Source organism: Paenibacillus sp. FSL L8-0340 (assembly GCF_038593145.1).
Lineage (GTDB): Bacteria > Bacillota > Bacilli > Paenibacillales > Paenibacillaceae > Paenibacillus_AQ.
The window spans coordinates 6,971,132-6,995,475 of sequence record NZ_CP151967.1; the positions used below are offsets into that span (position 1 = coordinate 6,971,132).

Annotated in this window: 21 protein-coding genes; 9 read left to right on the forward strand and 12 right to left on the reverse strand. The window is 52.4% G+C overall.

Features of this window, described 5'->3' with window-relative positions; translation table 11 throughout:
- Positions 1–35: 35 nt before the first annotated feature.
- Positions 36–689: a molybdenum cofactor guanylyltransferase gene (locus NST07_RS31965; RefSeq protein ID WP_341380032.1), complete on the reverse strand. Its 654-nt coding sequence runs from the start codon at positions 687–689 to the stop codon at positions 36–38.
- A gap of 316 nt (positions 690–1,005) precedes the next feature.
- Here NST07_RS31965 and NST07_RS31970 point away from each other — a divergent pair, with 316 nt between their 5' ends.
- From NST07_RS31970 to NST07_RS32000, 7 genes are all read left to right on the forward strand, one after another.
- Complete coding sequence (locus NST07_RS31970; protein ID WP_341380033.1) at positions 1,006–2,802, forward strand: sensor histidine kinase; 1,797 nt, start codon at positions 1,006–1,008, stop codon at positions 2,800–2,802.
- The gene (locus NST07_RS31975) at positions 2,802–4,067 is read left to right on the forward strand and encodes a response regulator (protein ID WP_076109680.1); all 1,266 of its coding nucleotides are present in this window, start codon (positions 2,802–2,804) and stop codon (positions 4,065–4,067) included. Before NST07_RS31970 ends, NST07_RS31975 begins: the two co-directional genes overlap by 1 nt.
- Before the next feature lie 112 nt (positions 4,068–4,179).
- Entirely contained in the window at positions 4,180–5,124 is a 945-nt protein-coding gene (locus NST07_RS31980) for a sugar ABC transporter permease (protein WP_341096877.1), read from the forward strand.
- Positions 5,117–5,956, forward strand: a complete 840-nt coding sequence (locus NST07_RS31985; protein WP_038597501.1) for a carbohydrate ABC transporter permease — start codon at positions 5,117–5,119, stop codon at positions 5,954–5,956. Before NST07_RS31980 ends, NST07_RS31985 begins: the two co-directional genes overlap by 8 nt.
- A gap of 97 nt (positions 5,957–6,053) precedes the next feature.
- A complete protein-coding gene (locus NST07_RS31990; RefSeq protein ID WP_341096880.1) occupies positions 6,054–7,403 on the forward strand; it encodes a sugar ABC transporter substrate-binding protein in 1,350 nt (449 codons plus the stop codon).
- A gap of 27 nt (positions 7,404–7,430) precedes the next feature.
- Complete coding sequence (locus NST07_RS31995; protein ID WP_342480760.1) at positions 7,431–8,999, forward strand: glycoside hydrolase 43 family protein; 1,569 nt, start codon at positions 7,431–7,433, stop codon at positions 8,997–8,999.
- Between the two features lie 202 nt (positions 9,000–9,201).
- Positions 9,202–10,422 carry an MFS transporter gene (locus NST07_RS32000; protein WP_341096885.1) on the forward strand — a complete coding sequence of 407 codons (1,221 nt, stop codon included), beginning with the start codon at positions 9,202–9,204 and terminating at the stop codon, positions 10,420–10,422.
- Positions 10,423–10,539: 117 nt separating this feature from the next.
- Here NST07_RS32000 and NST07_RS32005 read toward each other — a convergent pair whose 3' ends face one another.
- Positions 10,540–12,246, reverse strand: coding sequence for a glutamine--tRNA ligase/YqeY domain fusion protein (locus tag NST07_RS32005; RefSeq protein ID WP_341096887.1), 1,707 nt, complete (start codon positions 12,244–12,246; stop codon positions 10,540–10,542).
- Positions 12,247–12,450: 204 nt separating this feature from the next.
- On the opposite strand from NST07_RS32005, the gene NST07_RS32010 reads away from it, so the two are divergent.
- Together NST07_RS32010 and NST07_RS32015 are read left to right on the forward strand one after the other, a co-directional pair.
- Positions 12,451–12,696 (forward strand): DUF2164 domain-containing protein, encoded by a 246-nt coding sequence (locus NST07_RS32010; protein WP_038597516.1) that lies wholly within the window; start codon positions 12,451–12,453, stop codon positions 12,694–12,696.
- Positions 12,697–12,737: 41 nt separating this feature from the next.
- Positions 12,738–13,286: a GNAT family protein gene (locus tag NST07_RS32015; RefSeq protein ID WP_341097808.1), complete on the forward strand. Its 549-nt coding sequence runs from the start codon at positions 12,738–12,740 to the stop codon at positions 13,284–13,286.
- Positions 13,287–13,418: 132 nt separating this feature from the next.
- Here the strand turns inward: NST07_RS32015 and NST07_RS32020 are convergent, their stop codons facing one another.
- From NST07_RS32020 to NST07_RS32065, 10 genes are all read right to left on the reverse strand, one after another.
- Complete coding sequence (locus NST07_RS32020; protein WP_341096889.1) at positions 13,419–14,063, reverse strand: MOSC domain-containing protein; 645 nt, start codon at positions 14,061–14,063, stop codon at positions 13,419–13,421.
- Positions 14,044–14,574: an N-acetyltransferase gene (locus NST07_RS32025; RefSeq protein ID WP_341096890.1), complete on the reverse strand. Its 531-nt coding sequence runs from the start codon at positions 14,572–14,574 to the stop codon at positions 14,044–14,046. The genes NST07_RS32020 and NST07_RS32025 overlap by 20 nt, the downstream gene beginning before the upstream one ends.
- Positions 14,575–14,623: 49 nt before the next feature.
- Positions 14,624–15,841, reverse strand: a complete 1,218-nt coding sequence (locus tag NST07_RS32030) for an MFS transporter (protein WP_342480761.1) — start codon at positions 15,839–15,841, stop codon at positions 14,624–14,626.
- 475 nt (positions 15,842–16,316) lie between these two features.
- Positions 16,317–17,144 (reverse strand): formate/nitrite transporter family protein, encoded by an 828-nt coding sequence (locus NST07_RS32035; RefSeq protein WP_341380038.1) that lies wholly within the window; start codon positions 17,142–17,144, stop codon positions 16,317–16,319.
- 203 nt (positions 17,145–17,347) lie between these two features.
- Positions 17,348–18,712, reverse strand: coding sequence for an FAD-dependent oxidoreductase (locus NST07_RS32040; protein ID WP_341380039.1), 1,365 nt, complete (start codon positions 18,710–18,712; stop codon positions 17,348–17,350).
- Between the two features lie 367 nt (positions 18,713–19,079).
- Positions 19,080–20,714 (reverse strand): formate--tetrahydrofolate ligase, encoded by a 1,635-nt coding sequence (locus tag NST07_RS32045; protein ID WP_341380040.1) that lies wholly within the window; start codon positions 20,712–20,714, stop codon positions 19,080–19,082.
- Between the two features lie 309 nt (positions 20,715–21,023).
- Entirely contained in the window at positions 21,024–21,500 is a 477-nt protein-coding gene (locus NST07_RS32050) for a glutathione peroxidase (protein ID WP_341096899.1), read from the reverse strand.
- Positions 21,501–21,629: 129 nt separating this feature from the next.
- Complete coding sequence (locus NST07_RS32055) at positions 21,630–22,652, reverse strand: LLM class flavin-dependent oxidoreductase (RefSeq protein ID WP_341096901.1); 1,023 nt, start codon at positions 22,650–22,652, stop codon at positions 21,630–21,632.
- Positions 22,653–22,853: 201 nt separating this feature from the next.
- On the reverse strand, positions 22,854–23,192 hold the full coding sequence (locus NST07_RS32060) for a DUF3243 domain-containing protein (protein WP_341096904.1): 339 nt from the start codon (positions 23,190–23,192) through the stop codon (positions 22,854–22,856).
- A gap of 164 nt (positions 23,193–23,356) precedes the next feature.
- Complete coding sequence (locus NST07_RS32065; RefSeq protein WP_342480762.1) at positions 23,357–24,301, reverse strand: D-alanyl-D-alanine carboxypeptidase family protein; 945 nt, start codon at positions 24,299–24,301, stop codon at positions 23,357–23,359.
- Between the last annotated feature and the right edge of the window lie 43 nt (positions 24,302–24,344).

A 24,344-nucleotide genomic window follows, 5' to 3' on the forward strand; every position in this document is an offset into this window, starting at 1 on the left:
TAAACTGAAGTTAAACGAAGGAAAAATTAGTGCTCTCAGCAAGGATCCTCGAGCTGTGACAGCAGCTTGACGGCAGCCAAATAATCATCCGTTGTATTCATATTGTACAAAGGGGAGGGCGTAGGCCGGCTAGGCGTAAAGCCGGATTCTGGAACATATAGAACGTCCAGCTTCTCCAGGCACTCCATAACTTTGAACCTTCCACCGCTCAGCGCTGCTTCCAGCGCCGGAAGTGTCCGCTTATGATACAGCCCGAGCAGGGGCTGCGTCCGGCCGGAGGCGGACACCGGAACAGCGGCAGACGCGCCGAAACCGGCTCTATGCCTCACTGTCTCGGGATACGCTGCCGCATGGCAGCTGAGTATGTACTGCAGAAATAACGCCGAAGCAAACGGCAGATCACAAGCCGCTACCAGATTCCATTCCGTTGGTGAATGGCTGAGCGCCGCATGAAGACCTGCCAGAGGGCCGCAGCCTTGATAATGGTCCGTGATCTGGGGGAGCTGCAAGAAGTCATACTCCCTGCGCTCCAGGGGACCGCAGGCAATGACCGTACTTTCGGCTAGCTTGGCCAACTCGTCCGCCAGCCGGGCAATCACAGGTTCTCCGGCAAGTGTAAGCAGCGCTTTATCGCTGCCCATCCGCCTCGAAGCCCCCCCTGTCAGAATAATTCCCGTGTATTGTATCATGATTCCCTCCCGCTGAAATCTCCTGTTCTCTATGCGTATCGTATCAAACTTTACAGCGCGAAAACAGCAAGTCTGACGGGATATCACTTCAAAATCCTTTGCTGCAGGAAAGAAATGAAATTTATTACGCGGGCGAACTTTTTCAAAATTCGAAAAAATATAGACACTGGTTGATTTTGCGGAGGTCTGTGCTAGACTCTAAATTCAAGGCCTCCTAAGCGCCGGTTCCGGCAGCTGCCTAAGGATAAGCGAGGCTCATTCCATAAATGTTCACGTAAACATTATAGAAATCTTAGCTGCAAAAAGGAGTTATCCCATGAAACGTTACCTCGTAGACAGGCCTATCCAATCGAAGCTGTTAATCTGCTTTTTGCCCATTTTGGTCTTATCCGTCGTACTGACCGGATTCTTCTCTTATCTTTCGTCCAGTCGGCAATTAAAAGAAAACGCTTTCTACGCCCTCGCCGACACCACTCATCAGACAGCCCTGTTCATGAACGACAAATTTCTCACAATTTTCGAACAGCTGGTGCGCCTGGAGGATAATGATGCCCTGCAGAGCATTCTCTCGGGAGAAGGCCAGGCGGCCGACCAGAACCGGTATGACGATCTCATTAAGCTGCACGACCAGCTTGACGATGTATACCATTCCTATTTTCAGATGATCGATTCCATCTTTGTCGCGTTCAATAACGGAAGATCCTTCAATCTGCAGCAGGAATATGTCCCCCGGCAGGTCCATATTGATCTGAACGATTGGCTTAGGCGCTACAATACCTCGCAGAAAGGCTACTATTGGCTGAACAGCCATAAGGATACGATCTTTGAGACGGTGGAGCAGCGGAGAGTTATGAGCAGCTTCAAAATGATCGGTACCGAACATTCCCCGGCCAGCGGCATTGTCCTTATCAATTTACGCGAAAGCTATTTTCTCGAGATTATGGAGAATGTAAAGATCAGTCCGGGCGGGACACTGATGCTGATCAGCCCGGAGGGTGAGCTGTACTCCAAGACCTTGGATGCCGAATATGAACTCAGCGGGGAAACCATTAACGCACTAAGAAACGGATCACAGGACAGCGGCAGCCTGACAGCCGACAGCAAGGCAGGCCGGAAAATGGCCATCGCCTACAATACCCTGCCGCTCAATCATTGGGTGCTTGCAGCGGTTGTGCCGGAGAAGGATATTCTCGAGGGAGCAACCCGAATTAAATACATCTCCCTGGTTCTGATCCTGTTTATCCTAATTGTGTTCATCGTGGCTGCCGCGGTTGTCGCCCGCAATCTCAGCAACCCGCTCCGCTACCTGTCCAAGCAGGTCAAACGTTTCGAGCGGGGAGACCTCGGCGTCAGCTTTGAGCTGGACCAGCATAATGAAATCGGCGTATTGGCCCGCGGGCTCTCCGGCCTGGTGGCTTCGGTAGCCCAGCTGCTCGAGACAGTGCGCAGTGAGCAGGAGAAGAAACGCCAGATCGAGCTGCAGGCGATGCAGGCCCAGATCCAGCCCCATTTTCTCTACAACACGCTAAGCTCTATCAAACATCTGATTGATATGAATGAGCGGCAGCGCGCTTCCACCATGGTCAGCGCATTGACCTCCTATTTCCGGATCAGCATCAGCAAAGGCCGTGAGATTATTCCGGTCCGTGAGGAGATGGAGCATGTGCGCAGCTATCTGATGATACTCAACATCCGGTACAGCCAGGAATTTGACTTCGAAATTAAAGTCGAAGACGAGCTGCTTGAGCTTCCCATTCTCAAGCTTACGCTGCAGCCGCTGGTGGAGAATGCCATTTACCATGGAATCAAAAACAAGCACGGCCACGGCTTCCTCTCCATTTCCGGCCGCCGTGAGGGGGATTATGCTGTCTTTGAAGTGTATGACAACGGGCACGGGATCAGCCCGGACAAGCTTTTACAGCTCCGCGCCTCGCTGGAATCAGAGACGGTAGGACATGAAGCCATCACCTACGGGCTGTGGAACGCCCACCGTAGGATTATCCTGCATTTCGGCAGCCGATATGGGTTAAAGCTTGACAGCGAAGAGGGTTTGTACACACAAATAAAGGTGTACCTCCCTTATACAGGCGATACGAAAGGAGAACGATTATAATGCTGAAACTGCTGATTGTGGATGATGATAAATGGATCCGGGAAGGCATACGGGCCAATGTGAAATGGAGTACTGAAGACATTGAGGTGACTGGAACCGCCGCGAACGGAGAAGAGGGCTGGCTGCTTGTTCAGCAGCTCCGTCCGGATATCCTGCTGACCGATATTCAGATGCCCCTGCTGGACGGGCTCCAGCTCGCGGAGATGGTGAACAGGGCGTATCCGCTGACCCGGATTATTTTTCTGACCGGCTATGATGATTTCTCCTATGCCAAGAAAGCTCTCCACCTCCAGGCTTCCGACTACATTCTGAAATACGAGGACAATGATACCATCCTGAAGTCCGTAGCGGCTGCCGGACGCAGTCTGCTGCAGGAGCTGCGGGAATCGGAGAAGGCTCAAAAAAGCCAAACCCTGATTGAAAATAAGTTCTTCTCCGATCTGCTGTCCGGTGTTCCCAGCATCGACTGGGCACGCCGCGAAATGGATCTCCTCGGCATCCGCTGGGAGGGGAACTACTTCCGGGTCGCGGTGATCCAGCCCGAAGATCTGCGGCGCTTCTCCCGGCCCGGCATTGAGGAGAACGCCGAGCTGCTGCTGTTCTCCATCCGCAATATAGGCGTTGAACAGTTCAGCGGCCGGGCCCCAAAGCCTTTTTTCGTCCATTACAACCACAGAATCAATATTCTCTTTAACCTGGAGAAACCGGGCGAGGCGGATCAACCGGACGGTTCCTTTGCCCAATTGCTGGAGGAGATGAGGAATACGATTGAGGCCTGTCTTAAAATTCCGGTAAGCATCGGTGTAGGCAGCGTGTGCGAAGGTTTCGCCCAGATCCCCTACTCTTACAATAAAGCCCTGACGGCTGCGCATATGAAGGATGTTGCCGGCGAACCCGGCCTGTTCTTCTGCGATGAAATGCGCCATTCACAGCATTCGCATCACATGCTGCTGAAGCAAATGGAGCAGTATATTATCAAACATTACGCTGATGAGAAGCTGAGTCTCGCGGCAATTGCCGGTGAAGTTCATATCTCACCATCGTACGTAAGTACTCTCTTCAAAAAATACAGAGAGATCAACGTAATCGAATATATCGCCGGCATCCGGATGGAAAAGGCGGCGGAGCTGCTGAAGCAGACAGATTACAAATCCTATGAAATTAGCGAAAAGGTAGGCTACCCTAATCCTCAATACTTCAGCGTGCTGTTCAAAAAGCACTTCGGCATGTCCCCTTCGGACTACCGTAAGGCTCAGCAGGGTTAAGCGGGCAGCCGCTAACTTATACGCAAACTGTTAAAGAAAACAAACAACCTTTGAAATATATCTTATTCAGCTGATCCGCTATCTGAATTACGATTGTTTTGGAGGTGCAGTTATGGATATTACGCGACAAACCGGGGGCAAGCTTGCCTTATCCAAACCGGGAAAAAGAAAACGCATCAAAGGGGACGGGTGGCTTCCCTATTTGCTTATCGCCCCCACAGTCCTGCTCATTGCGGGCATCCTGATCTTTCCGATATTCCGGGTATTCGACCTGAGTGTTCAAAGCTACGATTTCACCCGTCTGCAGGAAGCAGGCTATATCGGACTGGAGAACTTCCGCCATATCTTCACGGAAGACGATTTATTCTACTCCACACTCGTCACTACGCTAAAATGGGTGTTTTCAGAGGTGGCCCTTCAGCTGGTCTTCGGGCTGATTGTTGCCCTGCTGCTGAACCAGTCCTTCCGGCTGCGCGGCCTGGTCCGCTCGCTGGTGCTGGTTCCCTGGGCCGTATCCGGCGTGCTAACGACCATGCTGTGGTCGCTCATGTTCAACCAGCATATCGGGATCATCAACGATATCCTGATGAAACTTGGCATCATTGATGAAGCCATCGCCTGGCTGGCTAATCCGAGCACTGTGTTCGGCTCCGTAGTCTTCGCCGAGCTGTGGCGGGGTATTCCGTTCTTTGCGATCACACTGCTCGCCGCACTGCAGACCATTCCGCACGAAGTGTACGAATCCTGTGAGGTGGACGGTGCCGGGCCCCTGAAGAAGCTGTTTCATATCACTCTTCCTTATCTGAAGGAGAGCATTATTTTCGCCACCCTGCTCAGAGCCATCTGGGAATTCAACTCCATCGACATGATCTTTACGATGACGAACGGCGGCCCGATGGATATGACGACAACGCTGCCGATTTATATGATGAAGACCTCGATCCTTGAGGGCAATTACGGATACGGCTCGGCGCTTGGTGTCGTCACCTTCCTGTTCCTGATGCTCTTTGTCATTCTGTACCTGAGACTCAACCGGGGAGGAATGCAGGATGAATAAGACTACCGGCCGCAAAATAGGCAGCAGGCTGCTCTTTTACATTCCGCTGGCCTTAACGCTGATCTTTGTACTCGTTCCTTTTCTATGGGCTATCTCCACCTCTCTAAAAAAAGAAACGGACATTATGAGCTCGACGATTCAATATCTTCCGTCTCCGCTGACCTTCGAGAATTATATCAATGTGTGGAACGATAATAATTTCTCGCAATATTTCCTCAACAGTGTGCTGGTCTCCATCCTGTCGGTGATCGTCATTACACTGCTGTCGGTGATGAACGGTTATGCGATGAGCCGCTTCAAGTTCAAGGGAAAAAGCGCCTTTATGCTGATCCTGCTGGCTACACAGATGATGCCTGTCATCCTGTTTGTAATTCCGCTGTTCCTGATTTTCAAGAACCTCGGGCTAATCAACACGCCTTACTCGCTCGTCCTGTTCTATATTGTGCTGCAGGTCCCGTTCAATACGATATTGATGCGCGGCTTCATTGCCTCCACCCCGAAGGAGATTGACGAAGCGGCCATGGTCGACGGTGCGGGAAGATTCCGCATTATCTTCGCCATCATTGCGCCGATCGTGCTTCCGGGCATCGTGGCAACCAGCGCCTTCGCATTCATCGGCGTCTGGAATGAATTCCTGGTCGCGTTCTCGTTTATCACAACGCCTGACCGCTTCACCATTCCTATCGGGCTGAAATTTATGATCGGCGAATTCAGTGTGCAGTATGCCTCACTGGCAGCGGGAAGCATTATCGGGCTGATTCCTCCTGTGCTGCTGTTCATGTACATCCAGCGTTATTTGGTGGAAGGCCTCGGCGGTGCCGTTAAGGGCTAATCCGGCTCCAGTCATTAAGGACGGGGCCGGGCCGGCTTTTCCCGGAAACGTCCTTAATATATACAACAATATAACTTTCAGGGAGGTCTAAAGATTTATGAAGACAAGAAAATTACGGAGTTCCGTATTGGTAGGCGCCTCGCTTCTGCTGGCATTGACCGGCTGCGGCTCGAACAAGACAACGAACTCCGCCTCATCAGGCGAAGCCAGCAAGAACGGGGATAAGGCTAAGCAGACGACCATCAGCTTCTGGGCAGCTGCGGTGACTACGGAGCGCAATGCTTTTTTCGAGAAAATCATCAAGCAGTTTGAGGAAGAGAACCCGGACATCAAGGTGGATTATCTCGGGGTTCCCGGCGATTTGTCCGCTTACGAGCAAAAGGTAAATGTCGCGATCTCCGCAGAACAGGCACCGGATATCATGAATGATTTCAAGGCCGACCTGCTCGCCAGAGATGTGCTGGAGCCCCTCGATGCCTATTATGACAGCTGGGCCGACAAGGATCTGATTTCCGCTGAGCTGATTGCCAGCAACCGCAAGCTGGATACCAAAGAAGGAAAATTGTATGCGCTACCATACAGCTCCCAGACCTGGAATCTCTGGCTGCGCCCTGACTGGTTCAAAGAAGCAGGCCTTGCGCTCCCCGATACCTGGGATCAATTCTTCGAGGATGTTGCCAAGCTTACCGATAAATCCAAAGACCGCTACGGGCTTAGTATCCGCGGGGGTGCCGGAAGTGCCAATACGCTGGAAATGCTGATGTACTCCTACTCCGGAATTGCCGATTATTTTACGCCTGAAGGAAAAGCAACGATTAATGATCCCCTTCACGCAGAGTTTCTGGAGAAATATTTAGGCGCGTATAATGTCTATACTCCAGAGGATGATCTCAACAAGGGCTGGAGCGAGCTCGCCGCCACCTTCCAATCGGACAAAGCGGCTGTTGTTGTGCATAACCTCGGCTCGGCAAGCTCCCATGAGAAAGCATTCAACGGAGACTATACCAAGTTTGAAGCCGTACCGTTTCCGAAGGGTGTCAACGGCTATCGTGAACATCCCGGCCTCATGCCGCTGGGTCTGACCATGACCAAAACCGCCGAAAACAAAGACGCGGTATGGAAATTCATGACCTTCTACCTGTCCCATGACATCAACAGCCAGTACGCCAAGCTATATGGTGAAATCCCTGCCAATCAGGAGGCGGCCGCCGATGCCTGGATTCAGGACATTCCTTATATGAAATCCGCTTCGGAGCTGCTCAATTCGGCCGACACGCATTTTGCCGGCACTCCGTATTATCTACCGGGCTACAGCAATATCCAGAAAAAGATTGAGCCTATGATTCAAAAGGTGATGGCCAAAAAAATGACCGGAACGGAAATGCTGGACGAATGGGCTAAACTGCTTGAGGCAGAGAAACAGTCCTATGATCAGACTCAAAAATAATACGCCACCGCGAATGGGAGGGCTGGAATGAATACTCATGCTGCTACAGGTTCCGGACGCTGGATTCCCGATCAGGGAGACGGAACTTACAGAAACCCGATCATCTATGCCGATTACTCTGATCCCGATGTTATCCGTGCAGGCGATGATTTCTTTATGACCGCCTCCAGCTTTGCGCATACGCCGGGTCTGCCGATCCTACATTCCCGTGATCTGGTCAACTGGAGCATCGTCAATCATGCGCTGCCGCAGCTGGAGCTTCCCGGCTATGAGCGGGTGCAGCACGGCAAAGGCGTGTGGGCGCCCAGCCTGCGCTTTCATGACGGGCAGTTCTGGATCTTCTACGCAACACCCGACGAAGGCATCTTCATGACCAAGACAGATAACCCGTTTGGTGCCTGGGAACCACCGCATCTGGTGAAGGCCGCCAAAGGCTGGATCGATCCTTGCCCTTTCTGGGATGAAGACGGGCAGGCCTATCTGGTCCATGCCTTTGCCCATAGCCGTTCCGGCCTGAAGCATATTCTGAGCCTCTGCAGGATGTCCCCGGACGGCAGAAGCCTACTGGATGAAGGCCGGATTATCATCGACGGCACAGTAAAGCATCCTACACTGGAAGGTCCGAAGCTGTACAAAAGAAATGGCTATTATTATATCTTTGCCCCCGCCGGCGGAGTGCCCACAGGCTGGCAGGCGGTCTTCCGCTCCACCGCCATCGATGGGCCTTATGAGGATAAAATCGTGCTGCATCAAGGGGATACCCCGGTGAACGGCCCGCATCAGGGAGGATGGGTTGAGCTTGCGTCCGGCGAGTCCTGGTTTATTCATTTCCAGGATAAAGGCGCCCACGGCCGGATCGTCCATTTGCAGCCCATGGAATGGCAGGAGGATTGGCCGCTGATGGGCCGGCTTGCACCCGGGCAGGACATCGGAGAGCCGGTAGAGCTCTGGAGAAAGCCCCATATCCGTGCGGCCGGAGAAATTGCCGTTCCCCAAACTGCAGATGACTTCCGTGGACCGTCGCTCGGCCTGCAATGGCAGTGGCAGGCCAATCCGGCTACCGGCTGGTACAGCCTGAATCCCTGGGGCGGCTTGAGACTGTATGCCGCGGCACTTCCAGAGGGCTGCCGCACTCTTTATGACGCCCCGCAGCTGCTCATGCAGAAGTTCGCCGCTCCCGTTATTTCGGCAGCCGCACAGATTACGCCCAGCTTTGCCACCTCCGAAGAACGGGCGGGCCTTGTGGTCTTGGGACAGCGGGCCTTCTATCTGGCCTTGTCTATGGACCAGGACGGAGCGCTCCGGCTGACCCAGTATGAGAGCAGTGGTGTTACAGAGAACCTCACGGAAGCCGGGGATATTAAAAAGGCTGAGATACTCACCAGTGCAGACAGCCTGCACTTAAGGTTCAGCTTGGGGGAAGATTGCCTTTGCCGGTTCAGCTTCAGCCAGGACGGTTCACAATACACCGATTTCGGTGAGCCGTTCACGATTGCCGAAGGACGGTGGGTCGGAGCCAAAGTTGGCCTGTTCGCAGTCTCCTTTGCCCCGGTCGAGTCCGGGGGCTTTGCGGACTTTGACCATTTCCATATCTAAGTTAAACTCCTTGCCGATATCCCAGGATATCGGCTTTTTTCCACTTAAAAAGCTGACGGGAGCAGAAATTAGACAGCTGGCTGGAAAATCATTCAAAACTTGGTTTGTATCCCTTTTCAACAAGTGTTACAGTGTTAGAAACGGCCTATTTTAAGGCTGAAGCAAGGAATGCAAGACATCTGGCGGGAAAGGAGTGCCCAATTTGCGGGAGTACCTTAATAAGCATCCATCCTTCAGCTCTCTGAAATGGTTCAATTTCTTCGTATATGGAACCGTGGTCCTCTTCACCAGCTTCTTCCCACTATATCTGCAGGATGTAGGGATGAATAAGTTGGAGATCGGGAGCTTAATGTCGGTAGGAGCACTCGTTTCAATTATTGCCAATCCTTTCTGGGGCATATGGAGTGACCGTTATCAGAATATACGGCGGATTGTCCTCGTCATGCTGACGGGAACATTAGTATTGTCTCAGCTTGTATTTCAGGCGCATACATATGAAATGATTTATGTTTCCATCCTTTTCTTCTACTTTTTCCAGGGGCCGCTGTTCGCCCAGAGCAACACGATGATTCTTAGCTATATTGACGGCACGAATCACAAGTTCGGCTCTTTCCGGCTCTGGGGCTCGCTCGGATGGGCGCTGACCGCGATCCTGGCCGGGCCCGTTATTGAGTGGGCCGGCGTATCTATCTTGTCTTATCTCTTTGCTGCACTGCTCTGCGCTGCTATGCTTTCGCTGGTTGCCCTGCCGAGGCTCGATCATTCCATAGGCGTTGCTCCATTGCCGTTCAAGGGCTTCCAAAAAATCTTTTATAATCCGTTTTTTCTATGTTTTATCTTCTTCGGCATTCTGGTCTCCATCCCCAATACGATGAACAACACCTTCGTGTCGCTCTACATTACAGAGCTTGGGGGCAGCAAAACAATGATCGGCCTTGCCGTATTCCTCTCCTCTATCCTGGAGGTGGGAGTGCTGCTGCTGTGCAACCTTTTCCTGAAACGTAGGGTCTCTGTGCTGCTGGGCTGGCTGGCACTCGTAAGCGTCTTATTTGTCCTGCGCTGGTGGCTGATGGCCGGTGCGACAACACCGCTTCAGGTGGCTTTTATTCAAATTCTGCACTGCATTACGTTTGGCGGCTTCTTCTATGTGGGAACGCAGCTGACCATGCTGCTGGTTCCACGCCCCTACCGTTCCTCTGGACAAGCCCTCTACACTCTGACCTGGAGCGGCATTTCCGGCATTCTCGGCGGCGTTCTCGGCGGTTGGCTCTATCAGACCCTCGGGGCCCAGAGCATGTACCAGTCCGGTGTATTCCTCTCGTTCATTGGAACGCTTGGCTTCGGCTTAATGTGGCTGTTCGTCAGCCGCGGTGACTACCTGAACCCGGCGGAGCAGGACGAAGAGCTGGCGGGCCACGAATAATAACCTCATAAGCAGCGGATACACCCCATAGAACATAACACAAAAGCAGGCTTGGACTTCCCGATAAGGAAGCCAAGCCTGCTTTTATGTTAGCCTGCCAGATTACAATGCTATGAATTAGCCCTGCTTAGGCGGCTGGAATGAGCTTTTGAGGGATACCACAAGATTGAACACGAGATGTCCCGGCGCGGAGTATTTGCTGTCCACGTTAAAATAGCCATGGCGGAAGAATTGGAACTTGTCCTGCGGCACGCTGTCCTTCAGACCCGGCTCCACAAAGCCCTGCAGAATCTCAATGGATTGCGGGTTCAGCTGATCAAGGAAACTCGGCTCCGGTTTGTCGGCCACAGGCTCCATTCCTTCGATCTCAGCCTCCGCATCCGCTTCTTCAGCGGAAATCAGCGGCTCATAGAGGCGGAATTCCGCCGGTACCGCCTGGCTGGCATCCACCCAGTGCAGTGTTCCCTTGACCTTGCGGCCGGTAAATCCGCTGCCGCTCTTCGTCTCGGGATCATACGTGCAGTGCAGCTCCACAACCTCGCCGTTCTCATCCTTGATGAACTCGTTGCACTTAATGAAATAGGCGTTCTTCAAGCGCACTTCGTTGCCGGGAAAGAGACGGAAATATTTGTTCGGCGGAATCTCCATGAAGTCATCGCGCTCAATGTAGATTTCACGGGAAAATGGAATCTGCCGGTTGCCCATTTCCGGATTCTCCACATTGTTCTCAATCTCGAAGTATTCGGTCTGACCTTCCGGATAATTGGTAATGACCACCTTCAGCGGCCGCAGTACGGCCATCGTCCGGGGAACGGTCAGCTTCAGGTCCTCACGGATGAAATGCTCCAGCATTTGCAGGTCCACCAGACCCTGGCTTTTGGAAATGCCTGTTTCGTGCACAAAGCTGCGGATCGCTTCCGGAGTGTACCCGCGGCGGCGCAGCCCGGAAATCGTCGGCATACGGGGATCATCCCAGCCGTCCACATGGCCTTCGTCCACCAGCAGTTTCAGCTTGCGCTTACTCGTTACCGTCTGGGCCAGGTTGAGCCGGCCGAATTCATACTGATGCGGCACGGCCGGCATCTCGCATTCTGCGACCACCCAATCATAGAACGGGCGTTGATCTTCAAATTCCAATGAGCAGAGGGAGTGGGTTACACTCTCAATAGCATCTTCCAGCGGATGTGCAAAGGTATACATCGGATAGATGCACCATGCATCGCCGGTGTTATGATGATGCGAGTGGGAAATACGGTAAATGACCGGATCGCGCAGGTTGATATTCGGTGAGGACATGTCAATTTTGGCACGGAGCACCTTTTCGCCGTCCTTGAATTCCCCAGCCCGCATGCGGCGGAACAGATCCAGGTTCTCTTCGATTCCGCGCTCACGGTGCGGGCTGTTCTGCCCCGGCTGGGTCAGCGTACCGCGCAGCTGGCGGATTTCGTCAGCGCTGAGGTCATCGACATAGGCTTTGCCCTTTTGAATAAGCAGTTCTGCCCGCTCGTACATTTCTCCGAAATAATCGGAGGCAAAACGCAGTTCATCCCATTCATAGCCGAGCCACTTTACATCCTCTTGAATGGAATTCACATATTCTGTATCCTCTTTAAGCGGATTGGTGTCGTCAAATCTCAGATTGGTCTTTCCGCCGAATTCATCAGCCAGCGTAAAGTTAATCCAGATCGCCTTGGCATGTCCGATATGTAAGTAACCGTTCGGCTCCGGCGGAAAACGGGTGACGACCTCCTTAACCTTCCCCGAGCTCAGATCTTCAGTAATAACATTCTTAATAAAATTGGAGGGTGTTCCACGGTTCTCCACAGCTATCAACCTCTCGTTCTGTATTGTTCTACTTCCTTGTATGAACATGTTTCCTACTAATATACCCGTTAACCGTAGAATGTTCAATAAAATGGGTGACTCACTCAGCCTTGCCGAATGCTTTGACTTCTCTCCCGGCGATAGAGTAGCATGGAAATTATAAGGCATAATTAACGAATAACTTAACAATGGGGGACTATTCTTATGAAACCGATGAAACTGCCTAAAGAGCAGCGCGACATTATTACAGAGAACATCCGCACTTACTTCGAAGCCGAACGCGGAGAGACCATCGGCCATCTCGCAGCCGACAATTTGCTGGATTTCTTCCTTAAGGAACTGGGACCTGCCCTATACAATGGAGCGTTGAGCGATTGCCGCGCCCTTGTAGGACAGCGGATGCAGTCGCTGGAAGAAGATATTTACGCTCTGGAATGGAAGAAGCGTTAATCAGTACATCCGGCCCTAGTGGCACAGAGGGAGGCAGCCGCTTGTTTAATTATGTCATTGATGAAGAGCTTGTGCTGAAGCTGTTGATGCCGGAGCAGGCCCGCCACATGTTCGCGCTGGTAGAGCGCTCGCGGAGCAGGCTCAGGCAGTGGCTGCCTTGGGTTGACGGAGTCACCGAGCAGGACCACATCGCCACATTTATCAAAAATGCCGCCAAGCAGGGCAGCGACAACGGCGGCTTCACCGCCGGACTGTGGGTCCGGGGAGAACTGGCCGGCATTATCGGCTACCATGAGATAGATTGGCAGAGCCGCTCCGTCGGAATCGGCTATTGGCTTGGAGAAGGATATGAAGGCAAAGGCTACATGACCAGCGCCTGCCGGGTTTTCGTAGATTATGCGCTGCTGGAAATGGAGCTGAACCGCATTGAAATCCGCTGCGCCACGGGCAACAAGCCCAGCCGGGCGATTCCCGAGCGGCTGGGTTTCGTATTCGAAGGAGTTCTGCGCCAGGCGGAGAAGCTGCCTACGGGCTATGTGAACCATGCGGTATACGGCCTGCTGCGCAGTGAATGGAAGCTGCTGAGCTAAACAGAGGGACATATACAAACCGGCAGAATGTAACGGAATTGTCGATCTTTTATAACAAACCAAGCCCCCCGTAACAGGCATCCGGGGGGACTTGGCATACCATCAAATTCACCGATTTGGATATCAGAGTTGTTAGCTCTCCGCAGCCTCAAGCCAGCTCCGGAACTTCATCCGGGTTCCCGGCGCCAGGCTGTCCAGTTCCGATAGCTCAGCCAAACCGTTCTTGTCCTTTCGGCCATGTTCCATCAGGTAGAGCACCCGCTTTACAGGGTAGCCTCCCGCACCGGATTCCTTCTTGACGATTACATCACCGGCTGTAATCTGACCTTCACGCAGTACACGGAAATAAAATCCGCTGTATCCGGTAGCCAGTACTTTGGCCGGCATATCAGCCGGGCCATGCTTCTGCGAGAGCTTAAAGCAAGGAAACCGCGGCTGGCTAACCTGCAGCAGAGTCGAACCGATCTCATACACATCACCGATGCAGACCTCGGTCTCCAGCAGTCCGCTGACTGTGATATTCTCGCCGAAGGCGGAGAACTCCAGTTTCTTGCCGAGCTGCTCCTCCCAAAAGGCATAATGCTCAATCGGATACACACAGACCGCTTTGTCCGGCCCCCCATGGTTCACCAGGTCCGCTTGCCCGTCACCGGCGAATCCCTCAAGATGAAGCTGTACCGGCCCAGCCGCCGGCATTTTATAAATCCCCGTTTCCAGCGGCTTACCACGGTAATCTACCGTTACAGGTTTGCCTACATTAAGCGAAATGACTTCCATTTCCCTTCCCTCCAGTCAGCATGCAGCTCATAAATACCTCATCTACATAATGTCCGCCAAGATAAAACTCTTCCCTGAGCCGGCCCTCTTCCTCAAATCCGCATTTCCGGTAGAACGAGAGCGCAGGAGTGTTGCTGGACAGCACCCGCAAGCGGAGTTTGCGTATCCCGTTCTCTCCGGCATGCTGCTTGATCGCCTCGATCAGCTGTCCGCCGATGCCCAGCCGCTGGAACTTCGGATGGACAGCGATGTTCACCTCGCACACATGGCGGTTGCTCTCCATCCCGCTGGGACAGCCGAAACCGACATACCCGCATAATTCTCCTTCCTGCAAAGCTACAAGCTGGGAACCGGGAGGGGTATGGAGCAGATAATCCTCACGGGAACACCACATTAATGGACCCGGTGTGGTCTCCTCCGTCCAAATCATGTTATCGAGAATAATCAGCTCACGGGTATCCTTGAACTCCGAGGGACGAATCGTGAGCGAGCCTCTAATAATTTGTTGCATAGCTCTTTGCACTCCTTGACTTACCTTTAAGTGATTCTTCTACAGACCATTATACCCCATTTTGTTCCAGTGCACGGCCAGAACGGTTGATGAAGGCATGGACCGCGAAGAACCCCACCGCCAGCAACGCCATTCCGCAAGCCAGCCAGCCTGTCGGCACAAGGCCTCCCCGGTCATACAGGCTGCCCATCATATAGGGGCCGAGAACTCTGCCGACCGCACCGATCCCACCGCTAAGCCCGAGATAGAAGGGCGCACTGCGGTCCGCATGATCGGAAATAAATGAAGGCATTGCCGGAGAAATAAGCATCTCCCCCAGCGTGGTCAGCAGCATCGCCAGCACCAGGCCGGGATAGCTTGGGGTTAACAAGATCACTGCATATCCACTCAGGTAAAAAACAGCGCTTGCCGTCATCTGCGCCGTCGAGGTCTCTGCGAACCAGCGTTTAATCAAGCTTACCAGCGGCTGTGCGGCAAAGATCAGAATCCCGTTGAGCGTCCAAAGAAGGCTGTAGGTGCTCTTAGCCCAGCCTTCCGAAATAATAAACGGAGAAACTCCCGTATTCCAGATTGAGTTACCGATCAATAAAAACAACGAACCTAAGGCCATATACAGATAGATTCGGGTGTGGCCTATAAGCTTCCAGTTCGACAGCTCTCCGGGGCCGTTTCTCCTATGCGGCTCGGCATGGGCCGGCTCTGTGCCAACCTTCCGCAAATACACAAAGAAAAATGCGGCAAACACGGCTGAGGTCAGCCCATTAAGCACAAAGCTCAACAGATAGGAAATATCGGCCAGAAAACCGGCCAGCATCGTGCCCAGCGCTACCCCAATATTATTGGCGACATAAATTACATTAAAAAGCTCTCCGCGCTGTTCTGCGAAGCGGAAACCTATAAAGGCCTGAATGGCCGGCAATGACAACGAATTGAACAGACCCACCAGCCCCATCACCAGCATGAACATATTCCAGTTCACGCTTGCCGCCGGCAAGGTAAACAAGGCTAGGGCATTCATGGCCAGCGCACCGACAATCAGGCGTTTGACACCAACTTTATGATAGAGTGATCCACCCAGCAGTTGTCCGAATATGCCTCCAAGGGATTGAATAACAATAACGAGTGCGGCATCTGTCATACTGCGGCCCAGTTCATCAAATACATACATCGTGACAAGCGGCCACATCAGCGCGCTACCCGTTGCATTAATAAGACTGGCAATCAGAAAAACTTTGACTTCCTTTGGATAAGCTTGTAAAAACCTCATGACTTGTCTTTCAACCCCTGTAATATATGTGTCATTAATTTCATCCAGTATCATCCCAAAACAGGACGAAGAGCAAGCATCCACACTGACGCATTATCGCGTCACTTAAACACAACATCCCCCATGATTTTTGACCAAAACCTATGGACAGCCCTAGCAGTAAAAAGCCTGTCCAATCGGATCTTTATATTTTATAACTGCTGCCGCCATGCGTAAAGAAATTTGCTGAACGAGACTGATTCGTTCTTCGTTTGCCCGGGTAATAGAGCATATGAAACACTCCCTATTATTCGCCGTGAGCCCGATTTCGTTCCCCCGAGTCGGATATGCACGGCGAATTTTGTGTTGTGCGCCCCTATTTCACCTCACAAAAAAACACCCCGAGAACCTTTCCTCTTGAGCCGTTATAGGCTGGAAGAGGAAAAGTTACAAGGAGTGTCTATTGCCGTTTAAGACGGCATTTAATTAGTAAGGATTAAGCGTGTTTCTTCACTCCGACAGAGGATACAGCCTCTACGGATTGCACAGCCGCCGGCCCTTTACGAAGGTAAGCCATATAATAGGCTGCGGCTACGAAGATGGCTCCGCCCGTAAGGTTGCCCAGCCATACCGGGGCAAAGTTTCCGAAATATTGTGCCCAGGTAAAATGCCCCTCAAATATAGCAGCAGGGATAAGAAACATGTTGGCTACAACGTGCTGGAATCCGATGGCCACAAATGCCATGGTCGGGAACCAGATACCGAGGATTTTGCCGCTGAAATTATCCGCCCCGTAAGAGAGCCACACGGCCAGAGCTACCAGCCAGTTACAGCCGATCCCGGAGACAAAGGCCTGCAGGAAGGTTGCGTCAATCTTATGTTCAGCCATATCGACCAGTTTATCAAGATACACTCCGTCTGCGGTGAGGCCGACAACGTGGCCGAAGAAATAAGCAACGAACAACGCGCCTGCCAGGTTGCTGAGCGTGATCAGCACAAGGTTCTTGATGACTTCCCAGAAGGAAATCTTCTTCGCCATAAATGCCAGCGGCACGGCCATCATATTGCCTGTCAGCAGTTCCCCGCCGGCCAGCAGCACCAGGACCAGTCCTACCGGGAACACCGACGCCCCGATAAAGTTTGCGATGGAGCCCCATTCCGCCGGAGCACCGGCAATGACACGAATATCCAGTAAAAATCCGAGCGCAATAAACGCTCCCCCCAGAAAACCGAGAATAAGTACGGTGGCAAGCGGGTTGTGAGCCTTCTTGATTCCGTTCTCTACCGTTACCTCGGCGATCTGCTGCGGTTTGTTATAAGCCATGATTCCTATCCCCTTTTAATACTTAAAATTTGTTCCTTTATGCCATTGTAGCGTGATCGCAATCACATTTACGTGATAAAAGTCACGTCTAGGAAAACTAAGTGAAAGTTTTCACTGACATGTCAAATTTACCATTACTGCATTGGATGCAGAAACAAAAAAAGACCAGATCCATGGGCTGGATCCGGTCTCTTGGGTTTGTTTTATACAGTTACAATTTCTTTGACTGCAGACATCTTTGGCAATGCCTGAAGGCCAGCAGTGTTCAGGAAGTTCCACGGCTTGTTGTAATGCGGCTGGAAGAAGAAATCAATGAAGGCCAGCTGATCCACCGTCATTTTGTTCTGGATGCAGACAGACACGGTATTGATCGACTGTGTCAGATCCATCTTGGACATAATCTGCGCTCCGAGAACCCGGCGGGTGGCGCGGTCAAATACTACTTTTAACTGAACCTGCTCAAAGGTCGGCATAAACTCCGGACGGTAGTTGTCGATCAGCAGCACGCTCTCGATATCCATGCCTTCGGCTTTGGCTGCGTCTTCCGTCAGTCCCGTTCCAGCGATGTTATCCTCATAAATCTTAATCCCCGATGTTCCCTGCGTACCCATGTATGGGATCGTGTTCGTCACCAGGTTGCGCGCTACCAGTGTTCCCATACGTACAGCATTCGTAGCCAGCGGAATATACGCATGTTTGCCGGTTGGGTTATAATGAATCGCACAGCTGTCGCCGGCGGCATAGACATCCGGGAGGCTGGTCTGCATATAATCATTGACGATAATCGCCCCGTTAGGCAGCATATCCACTTGACCTTTCAGCAGCTCTGTATTCGGACGGAAGCCAATGCAGAGGATAACCAAATCGGTCTCATGCTCCCCTTTGCTTGTGATCACCTTGGTCACTTTACCGTTCTCTCCGGCAAACGAGCTGACCTTCTCACCGAGCGCCAGCTTGATGCCGTGATCCTCCAGTGTCTGCTGGATCGGTGTAGTGAATTCTTCATCCAGATATTTGCTCAGGATCCGGTCCTCGCCGTCGATCAGCGTAACCTGCTTGCCGTTCATTTGAAAAGCCTCCACCAGCTCGACTCCGATATAACCGGCTCCGACAACGGTGATTCTGTCCACCTGCTGTGCTTTTTCGATAATGGTGTTGGAATGATTGTAGTTCTTCGACAGCAGGATGCCATCCAGCTCCATGCCTTCCAGCTTCGGCACAATCGGCCACGAGCCGGTAGTCATAATAAGTTTGTCATACGTATCTTCAAATTCCTGGCCGTTAGCCAGATTACGGGCTATTAAGGTTTTGCGGGCTGTATCCACATTGATCACTTCATGGCGCATCTTTGTATTAACACCCAGTTCAGCAAGCTTCTCAGGCGAAGAATAAAACAGGCCTTGCGGATCTTTAACCACTCCGCCGACATATAGAGCAATGCCGCACGACAGGAAGGAAATATTATCATTGCGTTCGTACACCGTAATTTCGGCATCCGGGTAAAGCTGGGCGGTATTAACAATTGCGGCGGTTCCGGCATGGGTACATCCAATGACTGCTACTTTCATGATTTCTTCCTCCTCCAAATTGGCAAGCATATTTTTGTCTGTTTGTTTGTGATATATTTCACTTTATATACTGATTATATTGTGATTAATATCACATTGCAAGCCTTTTGGTACATCTTCTCATATTGTTCACATTTGAAATGTATGAACTTCGCCTTTTTTTAGGTACTCTGCGGCTTCCTTTAGCTTTTCCCCGGCGGCAAGACATTATGTCTTAAAAATGCAGGAAGCAGCAGCCAGCCTAGGATCACAGCAGCAGTGCAGCAGGATAATATCAATGGAGGAAACCCGTCACGCAAAAAAAACCGGAGCCCGCGCAAATTACGCAGCGGGTCCGGGGTTTCGGTCATACTAAAAGATATAAAAACTACTCCAAGCCGTTAATTACACCGTCTTCGTCAACGGAAAGCCCTTCGGCGGCCGGCTTGGCCGGGAGCCCCGGCATGGTCACAATATTGCCGGTAATCACAACAGCGAAGCCTGCGCCCAGCGACAATGTAATATCACGCACCCCCATCGTGAAACCTTCAGGCGCACCAAGCAGTCTTGGCTGATCTGAGAAGGAATACGGTGTTTTGGCCATGCACACCTGAAGCTGCTGTAAGCCCAGCCGTTCGATGATGGCCAAACTGCGTTTGGCCGCAGGGGAGAACGCGACTTCCGCACCACGGTAAATTTCGGTGACGATTTTATTGATTTTGGACGGAATATCCAAGCTGTCTTCATACAGTGGGGCGTAACTCCCTGCATCTTCACGATCCAGCAGTTTCTTCAGCTCCGCTGCCAGCTCGAGTCCACCTGCACTGCCTTCTGCCCATACCTTGGAAACGGCCGCAGGCACGCCAAGGCGGCTGCAGGCGTTCAGCACCTCTTCTATCTCCGATGGCACATCACCTTCAAAGTGATTGAGCGCAACTAGCACAGGGACGCCGAATTTTCCCAAATTCTCAATATGGCGTTCCATATTGGACAGTCCCGAGAGCAGTGCCTCCCGGTTGCCGGCATACAGCTCTTCTTTGCGGACACCGCCGTTATATTTCAGTGATTTCACCGTCACGACCAGCACAGCCGCAGAAGGGGCAAGCCCGGCCTGACGGCATTTGATATCCATAAACTTCTCCGCGCCGAGATCAGCGCCAAACCCCGCTTCGGTTACAACCACGTCACCCAGCTTCAGCGCATAACGGGTCCCGATGACACTGCTGCAGCCGTGGGCAATATTCGCAAAAGGTCCACCGTGCACAATGACCGGCGTCCCCTCCAGTGTCTGCACAAGGTTAGGCTTCACAGCTTCCTTAAGCAGCGCAGTCATCGCTTCCACCGCCCCGAGATCCTTGGCCGTTACCGGCTGCCCTAACTGGTCATATCCGACCAGCATGCGGCCTAAACGCAGCTTAAGGTCAGCAAGGTTATCGCAGAGGCACAGCACAGCCATAATCTCCGATGCTGTTGTAATCTGGAAACCGCTCTCCCTCACTGTTCCATTGCCGTCGCCCAGCCCGGTCACAATGCTGCGCAGACTGCGGTCATTCATATCCATGACCCGCTTCCAGACGATGCGCTGCGGATCGAGGCCCAGCACATTCCCTTGGAACATATGATTGTCGATCATCGCCGACAGCAGATTATGCGCTGAAGTGACTGCATGAATATCCCCTGTAAAGTGCAGATTAATCTCATCAGCCGGAACGATCTGTGCCTTGCCTCCGCCGGTTGCCCCGCCTTTCATGCCAAGGCATGGCCCCAGCGAAGGCTCGCGCAGTGCCGCTACCGTCTTCACCCCCGCTGCATTCAGCGCCTGGGTTAGCCCGATGGTTGTTAAAGTCTTGCCTTCGCCTGCCGGCGTAGGATTAACCGCAGTAACCAAAACCAGCTTGCCATCGGGCTTGTGCTTCAGCTCATCCCATAGCGTTGGCGCCAGCTTGCTTTTATATTTGCCGTACAGCTCCAGATGCTCTTCACTAATCCCTGCTGCCGATGCTACCTCTGTTATTAACCTCATGCCCTTATAAAACCCTCCTGCCGTTATTATCCTGCTTCGTACTGCGCATTATGCGCTTAGTGTGTTTTATGTATGATCAACGATGATGTTGTCTCTTCAAAGGATACAGCGTCTCTGAAAGGCGTCAAGGATTATTTTCATAGTATATTTCACAGCACAAGCCGTGGCAATGGATTCTGTGGCTGCTTTCACCGGAGATCAGCTATGGCTAATCAAATAAAAGCCCTCCCAAAATGCGGTTTGCACCGGGTTTCGGGAGGACACTGAATTTGCACTAAGACAGGCATGGCCCGGGTTTGCAAATGCTGTTTACAGCAAAGATTCTATGAGTCCCTTCATCGTTTCAGGGGATTCCTTCGGCTCCACGCGGGCCACAACCTTGCCGCTGCGGTCAACCAGGAACTTGGTGAAGTTCCACTGGATGTCACTGCTCTCGGCTGCACCCGGCTGCTGGCCCTTCAGATATTGAAAGAGCAGGCTTGCATCCGGTCCATTGACATCCACTTTGGCGAAGACCGGGAATTTGACGCCATAATTAATCTGGCAGAACTCCTCCGCTTCTTCACTCGTTCCCGGCTCCTGGCCGGCAAATTGGTTGCAGGGAAAACCCATCACAACAAGACCTTGGTCACCATATTGCTCATAAAGATTCTGTAGATCTCCGTATTGCGGTGTAAGTCCGCATTTGCTGGCCGTGTTCGCGATCAGCAGCACTTTGCCTTCATAATCCTTAAGCGGCACTTCTTTACCGGAAGGCGTTACTCCGGCAAAACTGTAAATAGACATCCTGCATCCCTTCCTTTCGGGTGTATGTTAATAAATGACCGGTATTGCAGCGAAATGCCCAGACTGGGACTTTGCATTTCATTTCCCATCTTACCTTATCGGAAACGGAAAACAAAACTCAGCAGATTATTATCCAGCGTCTGAGCCCCGCCGGGATAACCCGCAAGCCTCAGCGATAAGCCGGAGGGATTTCAGCCGGCCCTCAAAGCTATGTATAAAACTTGCAAACATAATCTCTTCACATTGATATTGTTCGGCAAGAGCCTGAAACTGGCGCCGGATATCCTCCGGCGTCCCCACAACCATCCGCCTGCGGTTCTCCTCAATACGAAACCGGTCATACGGAGCATAATTATAGCGCAGCGCGGCTTCTACGGAAGGCGTGCCGGTGGAGACATGGCCTTTCTCCAGCAGTACAAGCGAAAGATCCATGCTGGTTGCCAGCCGGTCTGCCTCTTCAGCGGTTTCTGCACACACAGCAAATACGGAAACCAGCGCCCGCGGCTTCGCGGCAGCGGGAGACGGTCTGAAGTTGTGCCGGTAGGCCCTTACCGCTTCATATCCTCCGTTGCCGTTAATAAATTGGGCAAAGGCGAAGCCGGTCCCAAGCTTCGAGGAGAGTTCGGCACTGTCTCTGCTTGAGCCGAGCAGCCAGATCTCCGGCGCTGTACGGACGGCCGGAGTGGCCTGCAGTCCCGCAAAACGGTGCCCGGAATCCACTGTACCGTGCAAATAGGCAATGAGATCCTTAACCTGCTCCTCATAACGGCTTATGTCGTCCAACCGGTTCTCTTGCAGGGCGCGCACAGCCAAAGCCGCACCTCCCGCTGCCTTGCCCAGCCCAAGGTCAATCCGTCCGGGATACAGCCCTTCCAGCACGCGGAAATTCTCAGCCACTTTAAAGGCACTGTAATGCGGAAGCAGAACGGCACCGGAGCCAATCCTAATAGAGGAGGTCACAGCAGCCAGGTGGGCCATGAGTACTTCCGGGCTGGATCCGGCCAGTCCGGGAGCCGCATGATGCTCCGATACCCAGAAACGGTGATACCCCAGTCTCTCCGCCTCCCGGGCGAGCATGGACGTTTGAGCCAAGGCCTCGGCAGGGGAGCAGCCCTCGGAGACCGGAGACTGATCCAATATGCTTAATTTCATATTCTAAGCCACCCCAATGATAAGATTTGAGATATCCAGATACTGCCTCCATTATATCCTGAACGTTCCCTGTGTACCTATTCCCCAACAGCAAAAGTCCTTCTCCTGTGAACCGGAGAAGGACTTTACCTCGCTATATACCAGCGCATGCACCGGTAGAGCCTGCATACCCGCTTAACCAGCCTGCGGGCAAGCTTTGAATTACTCCTGAACCAGCTTGACCAGCATGTGCGCCAGACGATGCCGCTCTTCCTTGCTGCCAACCTTCCACAGCTCCAGCAGCAGTTTCTCCTCGCTGTTGCGGGGCTCTTCATAAGCCGCCAGATAATCAGCGATTTTCTCGGCTGCTAGGACCAGCTGCTCATCGCTGAGCCCGATTTTTTGGGCAAGTTGAATCCGCTTACTTAAATAGCTTTTAAACTCCTGAAAATTGTTCAGAATAACCTCTTTCTGCTCAGGTTCAATCCGGTCCAGGGCGTCATTGACACGGTTCATGGTTACACTTCCATCCTTGCTTACCACATGGTTATGTTCGGACACGTGATGCGCCTCCTTATGAAAACTAATTAGTTTCCCACTACTTAACCATCGGCCGCATAGCTGAACCATAGCATTGAAGGAAGCAGACGTTACGCATTGGCCAATCAAAAAAAGCGGTCCCGTTATCCAGGGACCGCTGGTGGAGCTGTTGCTAAACGTGCCGGTTAATTCGATACGGGAACAGCATCAAAGTACTCTTCCAACGTAATGCCTTTCTCTGCAATGGAGGCGGCGATCTCCTTGCCTACATAGCGGACATGCCAAGGCTCGTACTTATAACCCGTAATCGACTCCTTACCTTCCGGATAACGGATAATGAAGCCGTACTCCGCAGCATGGCTTGCGAGCCAATCGGCTTCAAGCGTACCCGCAAAGCAGCTCTCGGCGGCGCATTTGCCGTCACTGCCGGAAATGTCAATCGCCAGGCCCGTCTGATGCTCACTATGGCCGGGAACCGCGCTGTAGGTGCGGGCTTTCTCTTCCCCGTCTCTGTCTACATAGTTGTTAAATAGCCTTGTCTGGGTTTTCTCGGAACGGTAGGCCGAAACACCGGCCAGCTGTATGCCATCCTTATTCGCCCCAGCGAACATTTCCTCGAGCGCACCAGCTGCAGTGCGGCGCATCATCCGCTTCTCAATCTTCTCCGAGAAGAGGAATCGTACATTCGGATATACCAGATCCGAAGGCTTATACTTATCCGGCAGCTTGTACTGCTTGTTGACCATGACTGACATGCTTTCGGGCTCTGCGGCAGTCAGTTCGGCTGCATTATTGCCTGAATCCGGCGTGCCCGGCTTATTTGTAGCAACAGAAGTTGGATTGGGAGCCGTGTTCTCACCATCGTTCTCTTCCGGATCAGCCGTAGCAGCCGGAGACCCTTCGGCTCCCGTGTTGTTTCCAGAAGTCCCCTGGTCCTGCTCGTCCGGGTTTAAACTGGCAACGGGCGAAGGTTCTGCACTTGCATCCCGCTGACCCTGAAGGGCACTGCCGTCGCTTACTACCGTTCCTTCTTCCTCTGAAGCAGATGGACCCGACGTATATTTTCCGATTCCCCAACCGATCGCAATCACGACAACGAATAAAATAACTATTTTGGCGGTCTTGGACATATGATGTATGTTTCCTCCTATACTTGTTGGCAACCTGCTTCCG